Annotated in this window: 14 protein-coding genes; 2 read left to right on the top strand and 12 right to left on the bottom strand. The window is 45.0% G+C overall.

Annotation, left to right across the window (positions count from 1 at the left end; genetic code table 11):
- Positions 1 to 11 precede the first annotated feature (11 nt).
- From AC0VZ9_RS05095 to AC0VZ9_RS05080, 4 genes are all read right to left on the bottom strand, one after another.
- The gene (locus AC0VZ9_RS05095; protein ID WP_475397087.1) at positions 12 to 1,478 is read right to left on the bottom strand and encodes a cbb3-type cytochrome c oxidase subunit I; all 1,467 of its coding nucleotides are present in this window, start codon (positions 1,476 to 1,478) and stop codon (positions 12 to 14) included.
- Positions 1,471 to 2,022: a cytochrome c oxidase subunit II gene (locus tag AC0VZ9_RS05090; RefSeq protein ID WP_475397086.1), complete on the bottom strand. Its 552-nt coding sequence runs from the start codon at positions 2,020 to 2,022 to the stop codon at positions 1,471 to 1,473. The genes AC0VZ9_RS05095 and AC0VZ9_RS05090 overlap by 8 nt, the downstream gene beginning before the upstream one ends.
- A gap of 128 nt (positions 2,023 to 2,150) precedes the next feature.
- Positions 2,151 to 2,951, bottom strand: coding sequence for a GNAT family N-acetyltransferase (locus tag AC0VZ9_RS05085; RefSeq protein ID WP_071157485.1), 801 nt, complete (start codon positions 2,949 to 2,951; stop codon positions 2,151 to 2,153).
- Positions 2,932 to 3,429 carry a DinB family protein gene (locus tag AC0VZ9_RS05080; protein WP_475397085.1) on the bottom strand — a complete coding sequence of 166 codons (498 nt, stop codon included), beginning with the start codon at positions 3,427 to 3,429 and terminating at the stop codon, positions 2,932 to 2,934. Before AC0VZ9_RS05080 ends, AC0VZ9_RS05085 begins: the two co-directional genes overlap by 20 nt.
- A gap of 141 nt (positions 3,430 to 3,570) precedes the next feature.
- On the opposite strand from AC0VZ9_RS05080, the gene AC0VZ9_RS05075 reads away from it, so the two are divergent.
- On the top strand, positions 3,571 to 5,085 hold the full coding sequence (locus AC0VZ9_RS05075) for a glycine betaine uptake BCCT transporter (RefSeq protein ID WP_475397084.1): 1,515 nt from the start codon (positions 3,571 to 3,573) through the stop codon (positions 5,083 to 5,085).
- 39 nt (positions 5,086 to 5,124) lie between these two features.
- On the opposite strand, the gene AC0VZ9_RS05070 is transcribed toward AC0VZ9_RS05075, so the two are convergent.
- From AC0VZ9_RS05070 to AC0VZ9_RS05055, 4 genes are all read right to left on the bottom strand, one after another.
- The gene (locus AC0VZ9_RS05070) at positions 5,125 to 5,988 is read right to left on the bottom strand and encodes an AraC family transcriptional regulator (protein ID WP_019382624.1); all 864 of its coding nucleotides are present in this window, start codon (positions 5,986 to 5,988) and stop codon (positions 5,125 to 5,127) included.
- A 381-nt stretch (positions 5,989 to 6,369) separates the two neighbouring features.
- A complete protein-coding gene (locus AC0VZ9_RS05065) occupies positions 6,370 to 8,457 on the bottom strand; it encodes a catalase (RefSeq protein WP_475397083.1) in 2,088 nt (695 codons plus the stop codon).
- 179 nt (positions 8,458 to 8,636) lie between these two features.
- Positions 8,637 to 9,869 (bottom strand): MFS transporter, encoded by a 1,233-nt coding sequence (locus AC0VZ9_RS05060; RefSeq protein ID WP_475397082.1) that lies wholly within the window; start codon positions 9,867 to 9,869, stop codon positions 8,637 to 8,639.
- The gene (locus AC0VZ9_RS05055) at positions 9,870 to 10,343 is read right to left on the bottom strand and encodes an ArsR/SmtB family transcription factor (protein ID WP_019382628.1); all 474 of its coding nucleotides are present in this window, start codon (positions 10,341 to 10,343) and stop codon (positions 9,870 to 9,872) included.
- A gap of 261 nt (positions 10,344 to 10,604) precedes the next feature.
- Between AC0VZ9_RS05055 and AC0VZ9_RS05050 the strand changes: the two genes are divergently transcribed.
- The gene (locus AC0VZ9_RS05050; protein ID WP_009335053.1) at positions 10,605 to 11,864 is read left to right on the top strand and encodes a sensor histidine kinase; all 1,260 of its coding nucleotides are present in this window, start codon (positions 10,605 to 10,607) and stop codon (positions 11,862 to 11,864) included.
- Between the two features lie 37 nt (positions 11,865 to 11,901).
- On the opposite strand, the gene AC0VZ9_RS05045 is transcribed toward AC0VZ9_RS05050, so the two are convergent.
- From AC0VZ9_RS05045 to AC0VZ9_RS05030, 4 genes are all read right to left on the bottom strand, one after another.
- Positions 11,902 to 12,498, bottom strand: coding sequence for a histidine phosphatase family protein (locus AC0VZ9_RS05045; protein WP_034297348.1), 597 nt, complete (start codon positions 12,496 to 12,498; stop codon positions 11,902 to 11,904).
- Between the two features lie 152 nt (positions 12,499 to 12,650).
- A complete protein-coding gene (locus AC0VZ9_RS05040) occupies positions 12,651 to 12,821 on the bottom strand; it encodes a hypothetical protein (protein WP_192908251.1) in 171 nt (56 codons plus the stop codon).
- A 48-nt stretch (positions 12,822 to 12,869) separates the two neighbouring features.
- Positions 12,870 to 13,391, bottom strand: a complete 522-nt coding sequence (gene lepB, locus AC0VZ9_RS05035) for a signal peptidase I (RefSeq protein ID WP_009335055.1) — start codon at positions 13,389 to 13,391, stop codon at positions 12,870 to 12,872.
- Entirely contained in the window at positions 13,388 to 13,927 is a 540-nt protein-coding gene (locus AC0VZ9_RS05030; RefSeq protein ID WP_019382633.1) for a DinB family protein, read from the bottom strand. Before AC0VZ9_RS05030 ends, lepB begins: the two co-directional genes overlap by 4 nt.
- Between the last annotated feature and the right edge of the window lie 51 nt (positions 13,928 to 13,978).

Raw genomic sequence — 13,978 nt, 5'->3', positions numbered from 1 at the left:
GCGCCTATTTCTCAGCCAGCTGCTGATTTTTTTTGGTAAGGAACCTGACTGCCAACACATCTTAACCCGGAAAAAAATCTTGCGGTGAAGATGATTGCGGCCAGAACGATAAAGATTCCGCTGACTGCGCCTACCTGGTCGGACAGCACCCATTGCGGCAGGTGTTCTGACCATCTTCTTGGTGCACTGATTCCGCCTGCATAAAGGAAAGAGCCCACAAGTCCCATAAAAAAAACAAAATAGAGAGCAATGGTGAACGTATCGATTCCCCTGTGCTCCTGATTGCCTTCGGTCTTATTAAAATAATACATAAACCCAATAATCATGGCGACTACACCCATTCCCATATACGTATGGAAATGGCCCGGAACCCATTTCGTGTTATGCATCACTTGATTGACGACAATGGTGGCATCAATGATAGCCGGGATTGCTCCTGCCACCCATCCGAACATGGAAAGGAAAAACAGGCTTGATGCAAAGTCCCATTTCATCCGCGAGCGGTAGACAATCATCAGCGCTCCGTAGGCTGTAACGACCATAACGGGCAAGCCGTTTGCATAGGAAAACACCTGCCCGATGATGAGCATCCATTTTGGCACCGCAAAGTCCATCAGTAAATGGTGCGTATAGATCATTAAGGTAAAGAGTGTCGAGCAGTTCCACGCAATAAAAAAAACCTTGTTAGCTTTCCACGGTCGTTTAGTATATTCTGAGAGGACCTCATAGACGGCAATAACAGCCATATAGATGGTGCAATTGGCAAAGATATGGCCGAACGCATACGTAAGATGCTTGGCAAGCAGGGGGTCCATCGTGACGGCCGGGTTGATAATATTTACGAGGGATGCCGCCAGCACCGTGGCTCCTGCCAGCAGTGCAGTCGAATTGGTTATAATGACCATGGCAGTCGCCACGACAGCAGCAGGCGGACCATATCCTTTTTTCCCCCTGAAAATGATATCCCATCCGAGTGCCTTTCCAAGGCCCCCATAAACTGCTGTCAGTCTCGCAGCCAGGTACATGTAAAGAATTAAAAAACCAAAGCCAAGAACCAGCATGCCCGATAAGAAGAATACCGCACCTGCCGCCCCATACATTTTGGCTGACTGAGCAGGAAGCGGATATAAAAATGTCCAGCCATCGGAAAAGTCAAAGACAAAAATGGCGATGAGAACCATCGAGACTCCGGTTAAAAAAAGGACAAAGTTTACAATGAGGATGGCAGGGTTCAGTTTTACGTATTTAGACAGGAAGTACCATAAGATGGCCGTTCCTCCCAATGCAGCGATGCCGACCATGCCTGTTCCGTGCGCAGTCATGATTTTATAAAACCACTGCGGCGTGATGCTGATCATTTCACCCTGATTCATCAGCATAATAACACCAAAGATCATCATAAGAATTAAGACAAGTGAAGTTACAGCCAGATGCCAACCCACTGTTTTCCTGGCTAATGGGTGAATCGCTTCATTCATCAGAAGCTCCCCCTTCCGGTTCGACAACAATTTCTTTAACCATCACATGATGTCCGGCTGAACAGTATTCAAGGCATAATATTTGATAAGTTCCAGGTTCTTTAAAAGTATAATAAACTGTATTCGTATATCCAAGCATTGCCTGAGTTTGTGCAACAAGCTCCATATTCTCATTGTATAAGCCAAAACCATGGGTAACATCCGAAGCCGTCACATCAAATTGGACCTTGTCCCCTGCTTTAAATGTTTCCTCACTCATCTCCCACGCATATTGTATTCCAGTTACCTTCACTACTTTCCCTTCATTTAAGCCTTCCGCTTCGGCCTGATTGCTGTCGTACGGCAGCCTGCCAAGCGTCATAACAGTGGCAAAAGCCATAATGGCAATTAGCCCGAGAAAATAGAATTTCCTGATTTTATATCCTTTTTCCTGGATGGTGCTATACTCTCCGCTGCGCTTGGATTCTCCGTAGACAAACGCAAATGCCAGCGCCAGCAGGAACACAAAGAAAACAGTCGCATACATGGCGATTTGCTGATACATTCCTACCCCTCCAATAAAATTTTCAAATCCCCCCAAACTTTATTTTATGGAAGCTCATTATTTAATTCGGTGATATATGTCCTATTTGACGATTTTTTTGAAATATTCCCGCAAAAAAATGCCCTGGATCAAGACATTTCCTTTTCTATCGTGTACATCATCCAAAAACCGATATCTTCAAACCCGATGCGTTTATAGATGGTGCCGGCAGCCGGATTATCATAAAACAGACATAGTTCTTTATGCTCCGAAAGAAGCTGGCGGCAGAGCTTGACCATGCATTGGGTGGCATAGCCTTTCTTTTTGTAATTACGATCTGTTGCGACGCCGACGACCATGGCAGAAAGGGAATTTTCGGCTGCAGTTGAAGCGGTGCTGACCATTTTTCCCTCCTCTGTAATAAAAAAAGAACGGGATGAGCCATCCTTTAGACCCCTGCGTTTTCGTTCAACAGTAATGGCTGAATCGCTGAATTCAGGAATGCTGTTCAGAAGCTCCACCAGCTGTTCAGCATCTTCAGGGCCAGCCTGGCAAACTGCTGATGCATCAATACCTTCGTCCGTTATTTCCACGCACTTTGCATAATAAGTTTCCCGTTTTCTTTTTATGCGATTTGAAAGATGAGGTTCAATTTTTGCAGTTACAGCTTTTAGGCCAGACATCATCCCAAGATTCGGGTCCCCGAGCATGATCTCCGCAAACCCCCTGGCATTAAAATCTCCTGCTGCAAAGGGGATGTAATTTTCTTCATATTTTAATAAAACTGCGATTAAATTTCCGCTTTCATCGAACTCTCCCCACACCTTTTGGAATTCCTGCTCATAGCCGTATGCTTCAATATCTCCAATAATAAACAGATTCTCAGCCGGCTGCTGCTTTAAAAAGCTGAAGCAAATTTCATCGTCTAGTTCAGTTAGCCTTCTGATCATTTTCCATTCCCCTTATTTGATTTAAATCTCTTCCTATCAGATTGGCTGATATCGGCGTTAGATTCATCTCTCTTGCCCATACAGACAGCTGGCCGATATGATGGATTTCATGGGCAATGACATGATTCAGGATATCTCCCTTTTTATATTGCCTCTCCATCCATGGCGGTGTAACAAACTCATTATATGGAACCGGCCATTCCTCCTGAAAAAAACTTTCTAATTCCATGCGGTATTCTTCAGAAAGTGCCCTTACTTTTTCCAGTTCATCATAGTCGGAAAACAGGGGGTCTTTCACTTCCTTGCCCTGAATGGCACAAATCCAGCTGTATTCTACATCCACGATATGAAAAAGGGTTTCCAGAATGCCCCCAACTCCTCCAGTCTGATTGGCATTCAGCTCTTCGGCTGAGAGCTGGCGGCACCATTCAAACCACTCATCGCGCACTTGCCAGTTATAGCGAAATAATGTCAGCATCTCCTCTTACCTCCTTGTCCATATACCTATGGAATTTCGTCAGCATATGGGAAATTCCTGCAAATTTCTTTTTCCTCCGCATAATTACTTGCCATATATTTAATCCTAATGGAAGCGGTATTAGAAGAAAGGAGATTGTATGTGAAGCAGAACTTAATGGTTTTCTATATATCGGTGGGCATATTATTATTGCTTGTTTTATTCGGTGTTTTTGTCCCGGATTCGCTGGAGAGAGTGACAGCAAATGTACAGGCTTTTATCACCGATAAATTCGGCTGGTATTATTTAATTCTTGTATCATTTATCGTTATTGTTAATTTGTACTTTTTAATAAGTCCATTAGGCAGAATTAAGCTTGGGAAGCCGGATGACAAACCCGAATTTTCCCGCCCTACTTGGTTTGCGATGCTGTTTAGTGCGGGAATGGGGATCGGCCTGGTTTTCTGGGGTGCAGCTGAACCGATTTATCACTATGCAGTTGGGTCTCCAACTGGCGGAGAGGTAGGGACTGACCAGGCCATTAGGCATGCCATGAGATATACTTACTTCCATTGGGGAATCCATGCATGGGCGATTTATGGAATTGTGGCGCTTGTTTTGGCTTACTTTATTTTCCGCCACGGGGAACCTGGTTTGATCAGTGCCACTTTAAAGCCGATTTTAGGCGACCATACACAGAAAGCAACAGGGAAGATCATTGATATTCTTTCAGTGGTTGCGACTGTGATTGGTGTGGCAACGACACTTGGGTTTGGGGCTGTGCAGATTAACGGAGGGTTGTCTTATCTTTTTGGCATACCGGTTAGCATTACAGTCCAGTTCATTATTGTGGCTATTGTTACGGTTCTTTTCATGGTATCCGCATGGTCTGGACTTGGCAAGGGCATCAAAATCTTGAGCAATGCCAATATGATTTTAGCAGTGATTCTATTTTTGCTCACTTTTTTCCTGGGACCTTCTTTGTTCATCTTAAACCTGTTCACCAATACACTTGGGTCTTATCTGCAGAATTTGCCTGGCATGAGCCTCAGAATTGCGCCGTTAGATCCAGAAGTCAGGGAATGGATTAATGCCTGGACGATTTTTTACTGGGCCTGGTGGATTGCCTGGGCACCCTTCGTAGGGATTTTTATCGCCCGTGTTTCAAAAGGGAGAACCATCCGGGAATTTGTTTTTGGGGTCCTCCTTGTGCCATCGCTAATAGGCTTCATATGGTTTGCAACTTTTGGCGGGACAGCAATGATGCAAGAGCATAACGGTGTTGCCAAAATTTCCGAATTGGCTACTGAGGAAGCTTTATTTGGTGTATTTTCCAACTTGCCGATGGGAACGATCCTTTCTGTTATCGCCATTCTGCTCATTTGTACATTCTTTATTACCTCTGCCGACTCCGGCACATATGTCTTAGGAATGATGACAACAAATGGCTCACACCATCCTGGCAATAAGATAAAAATGGTCTGGGGAATATTGCTTGCTGCCATCTCATTGGTTCTGCTTTATTCCGGCGGGCTTCAAGCACTGCAGAATACGATGATTGCAGCAGCTCTTCCTTTCTCCGTCATCATGGCATTAATGACCTTCAGTCTGATCAAGGCTCTGCAGAAAGAAGCGAAGGAGCTGGGGATTGGAAAAATCCCGAAGAAGAAAGTGTAAAACAAAACCTGCAGATATGGCGTCTGCAGGTTTTCCTGTTTATTTTACCGGGATCCAGATCTCTGAATAATAATCAGAATTGGAAGCATCACCTGCCGTATAGACTTCCAGCTCCGGTGCAGCAGCATGTTCATAGCCGCTGGATGGAAACCATTCTGAGAAGATTTTTTTCCAGGTGTTTTGCATGGCATGCGGCATGGCGCCATGTACTTCAAATACCGCCCATTTGGAGGCCGGGACTTCCAGGCACTCGAAGCTGTCAGGCTTTTCGCCTTTAAAGCTTGCCCCGATCCAATAATCCATGCTGTCAGGCTTCTTGCTGCGGTTATCGACACACACACCGAGAACTCCTTTAATCTCGCCATTATTCAGCATAAATAGCTTGTCAGCAGTCCCGTTGCTATTCACTTCATCCCACATTTTCGGGATGCCGGCCAGATTCTCTTCATTGCACAATGAGAACTCCTTTTTGATTCCTGCTACTTGGAAAGCTTCTTTTTTGACAATTGCATATTGCATTGGTTCTGCCCCTTTCAGACTCACCTGAATTACCAGGCGGTTATATGATTTCAGCTTTCCGGAGAAATTTCTTGCTTCAGTCGGGGTCATGCCATGCTGCCTGCGGAAAGCCTTAGTAAAAGCCTCGGGAGTGTCATAGCCGTATTTATAGGCAAGATCAATCACTTTGCGGTCTGTTCGGACCAGTTCCTGTGCTGCGAGGGTCAGTCTTCTTCCCCGTATATATTCGCCCACCGGCATATCCGTCAAAATGGCGAATGTACGCTGAAAATGAAATACGGAGGAGTTGGCTTCACCCGCGGCTTTCCCGATGGAAAGATCCTCATCCAGCAAATGCTCCTCTATATAATCAATCGCCTTCTGCAGCGATACGATCCATGACATTACTGATCACTCCCTTGATTATATCCTACCTTTTTCTCTTTTTGTCTTCCTGTCATTTTTTGCTTTGTTTTGGCAGGTTTGTATTAAAGAATTCTTATTTTAGAAGGGGAATACCTGCATGTTGGGAAAATTTTATGCGGCTGCTGGCAGATCGGAGCAGAATTATGAAAATTGCGGCCAAAATGGGGGATTTACCGGCCTATTTTGCCGTTTCACCGGCCAAGTTTAGGAAAATACCGGCCAAAGTGGGGAATTTACCGGCCAAAATCACTTCATCATATTTATCGGTCAGTTTCCAACTATATCGGTCAGTCCTTTATCTATCAAGAAATCAGAAAAAAGCCAGCCTCCCCATAACGGGCAGCTGGCTTCGATGGCACCTTATATGGCACGTCCCCAGTGCCGGTGCATGGCAATGCTATTAATTAAATTTTCGCTTGCGGATGCATCGCCGGCTTTGATTTCGACGATTCCCATTTCCGATAGGGTTTGTGATTGCCCCAGCGTGTTCATTGCTTCTTGAGGCAGCAGTTCGGCTCCTTCGCCGCCAAACGCAATGGTTTTAAAATGCTTGTAGGCTTCGCTGACGAATTCCTTGGCCTGCGGCACCTTCTTCAGGGCTTCAGCACTTTCTTTTCCTCCTGCCACATAGATGCCGTCATACATTACTGAGTGAGAGGTCAGGAATGTTTTCACTGCTTCCAATTCTCCGCCGTCTCCTTTGATCATGCCCAGGTTTTTGCTGACAATCTCCGGCATGATTCCTGCACCTTTCAAAGCTTCCATTACGCTTTTGACTTCAGAATAGTTGAATCCATTATCAGCGAGAATGGCGACTTTCCGGGTCTTAGGTGATTTAGCTGTGTTCATTTGGCTAAGAGCAGGCGAAGAGAGCGTCACTTTGGATTCATTCGCAGCATCCGGCACTTTTACGCCAACTCCGAGGGCAATTTGCTCGGCAAGGAAGCTATCCACATTGCTGAACATGTCTACAACCTGCTGCTTCACATCCTTGTTCATCACCTTGCCCACTTCAAAGCGGAACGCCTCGATCATATGCTGCTTTTCCACTTCAGACATGCTGTTCCAGAACATTTTCGCCTGGCTGTAATGGTCTTTGAAGCTGTCGCTGCGCTCGCGCACCTTGCGTCCTTCGACTTTTTCCTGGTAATGAACATAGCCGCCCTCTTCTGCTGTGGCAGGGCTTGGATCATTATTCTGCATCGAGTTTTTATGATAGGCAACCGGCCCTTTATTAATCGTCATGCGATGGTAGCCGTCATACTGATTATTGTGGAACGGGCAGACCGGACGATTGATCGGGATCTCATGGAAGTTCGGACCGCCAAGGCGGATCAGCTGGGTGTCGGTATAGGAAAATAAACGTCCCTGCAGCAGCGGGTCATTTGAAAAATCAATGCCAGGTACGACATGTCCCGGGTGGAACGCGGCCTGCTCTGTTTCAGCAAATACATTATCCTGGTTACGGTTCAGGGTCATTTTCCCGATGATCTTAACCGGGACCATTTCCTCCGGCCATAGCTTTGTTGCATCCAGAATATCAAAGTCAAAGGAGAATTCATCTTCCTCCTCAATCATCTGAACTCCAAGCTCAAATTCAGGGTAATTCCCCATTTCGATGGCTTCCCAAAGATCACGTCGGTGGAAATCCGGATCCTTTCCGGCAAGTTTTTGGGCTTCATCAAAAACCAGGGAATGTGTGCCCAGAACAGGCTTCCAGTGAAATTTCACAAAACGTGCCTTGCCCTGCTCGTTCACAAATCGGAACGTGTGAACGCCAAAGCCCTCCATCATGCGGAAGCTGCGCGGGATGGCACGGTCTGACATTGTCCACATGATCATATGGGCTGTTTCAGTATTGTTGGCGGCAAAATCCCAGAACGTATCATGGGCCGTTGAAGCCTGCGGCATTTCGTTATGCGGCTCCGGCTTGAATGAATGAACCAGATCAGGGAATTTGATGGCATCCTGAATGAAAAACACCGGAATATTATTGCCGACTAAGTCGTAGTTGCCTTCTTCGGTATAAAACTTCGTTGCAAAGCCGCGGGCATCACGTACAGAGTCTGCCGAGCCGCGGGAGCCTGCAACTGTGGAGAAGCGAACAAAGACCGGGGTTTTCACAGATGGATCCTGCAGAAACTTTGCCCGGGTATATTCTGCCATGGGTTCATACACCTGGAAGTAGCCATGTGCGCCAAAACCGCGGGCATGGACAACCCGTTCCGGGATGCGCTCATGGTCAAAATGCGTCATTTTTTCCCTGAAGTGAAAGTCCTCCATCAAGGTCGGGCCGCGGGAACCAGCTTTTAACGAATGCTCATCCTCCGAAACCTTGACTCCCTGGTTCGTCGTAAGCTTCTTTCCTGTATTATCCATGCGAAACTCTTCAAGCTGCCTGTCCTTGCTGTGCTCATTTACACCTTTGTTTTCCGGATCTTGTTTCAAATGATTTTCCTCCTTATATATAAGAAGCAATTGCTTCTGGGCTACGATTCAAACTATGTATCTATATGTTGAAATACCCCAGAACTTAGGCGATAAACGGCAAAATAAAAGAAAGCAGCGGAAAACTGCTTTCTCTCAGGCTTGTGGGCTAATCTCTGTTTTAGGCTGATCTGCATCTCTCAGCACTGGATAAAGGTTCTTTTTTGCAGATGATACAGGATGAGCACCAGAATACAGCCTCCGCATGCAGCCATCAGGATCCAGACAGGCATTTTTTCAAGCAGGAAGCCAAAAAAGATAAAGCCGAGTGGTGTCATGGCACTTGCTCCTGTTTCAAGGAGTGACATAACCCTGCCCCGATAGGCATCAGGCGTGCCTTTTTGCAGTAAAACCATCACCGGAATATTGATTACCATGATAACTGATGATAACAGCAGGACCATACCAATTAAAAAAGGAAACATGATGCTGTTTGAAATGCCCATTAAGCCAGGAAAATTCGGGAGGCCAAGCAGTGCAATGATGAGGGACATGGCCATTACGCCCCCAAAGATGGTTACTTCTTTTCTCTTTACCTCGGGACGGGCAGATAGAACGACCGACATAATCAGCATCCCGACGGAAAAGGCCCCTTCAATAATACCCAGCTGAAGGGAACTCATTTCCCGCACAGTCAGAACCAGATAAGGCATCGCAACGGGAAAAACCGCGAACCAAAAATTCAGCCAGATGCTAATGATAATGAGATTTTTAATGAACGGCTGATTTTTCACATATGAAACGCCCATTTTCAGATCGTAGATCATACTCTTTTCTTCTAGTCTTTCTTTTTTCTCTGCAAATAGATTGTATTGAATTAGTAAACTGGTGATGCCGGAGACTGTGAAGGCGATGATGTTGATAAGCATGAAGAATGATAAATGAAAGATGCCAAAGAAGACGCCCCCAAGAACAGGTCCCAAGATGGCGGATGATGAAGCTGCGGCCTGATTGAGTGACATCGCTTTTTGCAGAGTATCAGGACCGACCATGTTGTAAATCGCTGAAGTGACTGCCGCTGAATAAAAGGTATTCAAAATGCTTAGAACAGCTGTGGCTGTGTAGAGGAGCCAGATTTCCTGTGTGACAAAAAGATACAGCAGCAAAATGGCAAGCAGCCAGACGGCACAGGCAAAATCGGAAATAATGATGATTTTTTTGCGATTCCACCTGTCACTGAGGGCGCCCGCAACAGGGGAAAGCAGGATTCTTGGCAGTGCACTAAGAATGAGGGTTATGGCAAAGTTCAGACTGGATCCTGTTTCTGCAAGGATATATAAACCAATGGCAAAACCGTAAATGGAGGAACCGAGCACTGCTGTCATTTTCCCTGTCAGAAACAGTGTTATATTTTTTTTAATCTGGGTTTCCATCTAATCTTCCTCCTCGGAATTAAGCAATTTGAAGCTGCAGGAGATTTCATATGAATTGCGCTTTATAGCCCCCTTTACGCTTTTTTCCATGTATTTAACCATCAGATCATACAAATCGTCCTGAAAATCCTTTAATTCATCATCTGTGAGGGAGATGCTTATTCCCATTGATCTGCTGGATCCTTTTTCCTGCCCTTTCTCTTCTTTCAAGTTGAATTGCGTCGCTTTTGAACGGTAATACTTCTCGATAATTCCCCTGTTTTCTTTCGTTTCCTCAATCTCCAGTATTTCGCCTTTATAAAGCTGCTGAATATGGTAATGAATGCTTCCTGCAGACTTCCCTAGCTCTTCAGCAACCTGTTTGGCTGTCATGGCTTTTTTAGCGAGGAGGTAAATAATTTTTATCCTTAGCGGGCTGGATATCAGCTTCTGCTGTTCCAGATTAATCTCCATCGTTTTTTTGATTAAATCCAAAGAGGATTTCACCCTTTCTAATCTATTTATTTATTTTAATTTTATTATATGTTCTAAAAATTTAGAATGATACATCTTTTTAAAATAAATAACAAAGAGGTTTCGGCAAACCATATTTCACTCGCATTGAAATATTAATCTTCACCCTCGACAATTTTGTATTTTCTGACAATATTATATAAAAAAAGCAAATGAGTATTGTCATAAATAGTAAAACAATATAGAATTTTCTTATAACCTCACAAAGAGGCAGGTGAAACGGTGGAAATCACAAAGCATTTTTTCTTTAATCTATCGCTCTTGATCGTCATCTTGTTTATTGTGCTGGTATGGGCGGAAAAAAGCTCTAAATTCCGGTTTTCCAAAGGCTGCTCTTTTATATGGCTTTTGTTCATGATCTGGATATGCTTTCAGTTTTCCTATCAGCCAAGCCCGCATTACTTTTTTGATTTACGATTGATACCTGTCATCATCGGCGGTTTATATGCGGGAATCGGCCCCGCATTGGCCGGGTCTGTGATTTTGATGAGAAGTTTTTATGGAGTAGAACCTGGGTTTTATTCTAATATTCTTTTATATTTGCCCCTCGGGATTATTCTTTGGAGACTCTATCCCTGGTTTTGGAAGCAGGTGCCGCGAAAAAGGATTCGCCTTTCGATTATCATAACCCTGATTTTAAGTGTGCTGACCGTTGTCGTTATGGAACTATCGGTGCCGCCACAGAACCGGTTTGATGCCTGGTTTGCCTACCTGGTGATTCCGCCATTGGGTGTCTTCATGATTTCATATGTATTCGAGTTTGCCAAAAGAAATCTGGATATCCGTGAAAATCTCGTAAGGGCAGAAAAGCTTGAAGCTGTGGAGCAAATGGGAGCAGCCATCTCACATGAAATCCGCAACCCCCTGACGGCTGCAATTGGATTTGTACAGCTATTACAGGAACAGCGGCTGCCGCCGCGAAAAAGGGTTGAGTATTTGGGCATCGTGAAAGCAGAACTCGAATCGGCGGAACAGGTCATTCAAAATTATTTAACCTTTTCCAAGCCTTCCTTAGATAAGATCGAAGAAATTAATGTAAAAAAAGAACTAATGCAAGTCATGAATATATTAAAACCGACCGCCAATCAGAATTCCGTAGAGATTAATGCCCATTTTGCCCTCCTCGGATCGATTAAAGGTGATCGGCAAAAATTCCACCAATGCTTTCTGAATGTAATTAAAAATTCAATCGAGGCCATGCCGCGCGGCGGGCAATTATACATAGAAACACACTATAGCAGCAGCCAGATCACCATCGAAATAAAAGACACCGGTGTCGGCATGACGTCCGATCAGCTTCAGCGTTTAGGTGAACCCTACTATTCTACAAAAGGCTCCAAAGGGACAGGTCTCGGTATGATGGTCGTGTTCAGTATTGTAAGGGCCATGGATGGCAATGTTCGCGTCAAAAGCGAAGTGGGTAAAGGCACTGTTTTCAGGTTTACATTTCCGAACTTTAAGTCGAAGATACATAATGAATAAAAAAACAGCAGCGGCAGCCTGCTGTTTTTTTACTGGCTTAACATGATTCTATCTGCTTCACCTCAAGATGCTTCGTGCAGTTATACAGCTCACAGATCCACTGACTATCTTTGATCAAAAGCTTTGTGATGGATGTGTTTTTCAGCGGGGAGGACAGATCCGTGTGCGGCACAAGTTCCCTTAACAGATGGCGGATGAAGGAACCGTGGCTTACGATCAGCACGTTTTCGCCCGGGTGCTTATCTGTGATTTCCTGGAGGAACTCAAGTCCTCTATGAATGATGCTTTCTTTCGGCTCAAAACCGAGGTCCATTTCCCGCCAGTCTTTGCCCCATTTTTCAAGACGCTCTGCTTCGGTTGTGCCTTCAATCATCCCGCCGCCGACTTCCCTTATTCGGGGATCGAGGTGAAGGGGAATGGAACCGGTTTTCTCCTGGATGGCTTCCGCAGTCTGCTTTGCCCTCAGGAGATTGCTTGAATAAATCACATCCCAGCTTTCTCGGCCAAGCCGTTCTGCCAGGCGTTCCGCCTCAGCCAATCCTTCTTCATGGAGAGGAATATCCGAGCTTCCCTGTGCCCGTCCCTCCTTATTCCAGGCTGTAATCCCGTGCCTGATCAATCCGATTTTTGTCATCTGTAACACGCCCTTTCTTTTCACTTGTTTCGGTATTTAATTAAAATAGGCAATTTCCTTTTGGAGGATGCAAATAGAAGGGCAGCTTTCATAAATAGAATGTCGAAATCTGCAAATAGAATAGTGGCTCCAGCATACAGGCTTCACCCTCATCATCTGCCGAACCAGAAATATCCGCTCAGTATTAAGAAGCTGATCAAAAAGATAAAGCTCTTGTGCCTTAGCGCGTATTTTCCAGCCGGTTTTCTTACTCCGCCGAAAAAGAAATAAAAAGACCCGGCAGCAAAGATAAAATAGGCAGCTACCTGAAGAAACAATTCCACAAGATCCCCCCTATTATGTAAAGGGAGCGGTGCTTGCCGCTCCTGAAGCTAATCTACTTTTCTTACGTTTGAAAAAGGATACCAGACAAATTCGCTGACACCGATAATCCGCTCCTTCTCGATGTATCCGAGTCCATTACGGCTGTCCAGGCTGACAAGGCGGTTGTCGCCCATCACAAAATAGTGATCTTCCGGAACAGTTAGAGGGCCGAAGTCACCGGTCAGTTTGTTGACAATTCCTTCTGCTGCTTTGCGATTTTCTGAGAGATAGTCTTCATCCCACTGCTTGCCATTTATATACAGATGGTCATCTTTCATCTCCAATTCATCGCCGGGGAATCCTATTAATCTTTTAACATAGTTTTTTTCTTCGCCCTTGATGATGACAATATCGCCTCTGTCCAGTTCTTCAAATTTATTTACGAATATTTTTTCCTCGTCATGAAGGGTCGGATCCATGGAGGCTCCTTCCACATAGTAAGGTGAAAAAAGGAAGACCCTGATCACCATAGCGATTCCAAAGGCAATCAGAAGGGATTTCAGCCAGCTCACTATTTCATGCTTATTCAATGTGTTCCACCAAAGCCTTCTGCACCCATATACCTGTCTTTAATGAAGGTGCGGTGATGAAGTTCATGGCCGGCAATAATATAGGCGATGGCCCGGGCGGTTACTTCCGTGCCGTTTGCATTCCCTCTCCTTAGCAGTGACTCATCATCCATGCTTTTTAGTAGAGCAATCGTGTTTTGGCGTACATAGGACAGCTGCTCTACCAGTTCCCGGATGCTGAAACGGTTGAATTGCCCATTCTTCACATACTCATTATCATCATAGCCAGGCAGCTTGGCCATCTCCCCTCTGCCAATGCAAAGCAGGCGGTAGCTCATGATGCGTTCGGTATCTGTGATATGGCCGATAACTTCTTTAATGGTCCATTTTTCCGGAGCATAACGGAATTGAGCCTGATCTTCATTCAGGTCTTTTACCAGATTCATCGTTTCCTTTATTTGCACATCGAGGATCTGCAGCAGGTCCCCTTCCGGTACGGAGCTGACATATTTCTCATAATAGGGTGCATATTCATTGGATTTAGGTTTTTTTAACATCGCGTTCCCTCCCATTCTATTACCTTATTTTACTAAATATCTATTTACAGA

It is taken from the genome of Cytobacillus sp. QJM3NY_8 (assembly GCF_056173585.1).
Note: the sequence above shows the minus strand (reverse complement) of the source record. Positions and strands in the feature narration are given on the sequence as shown.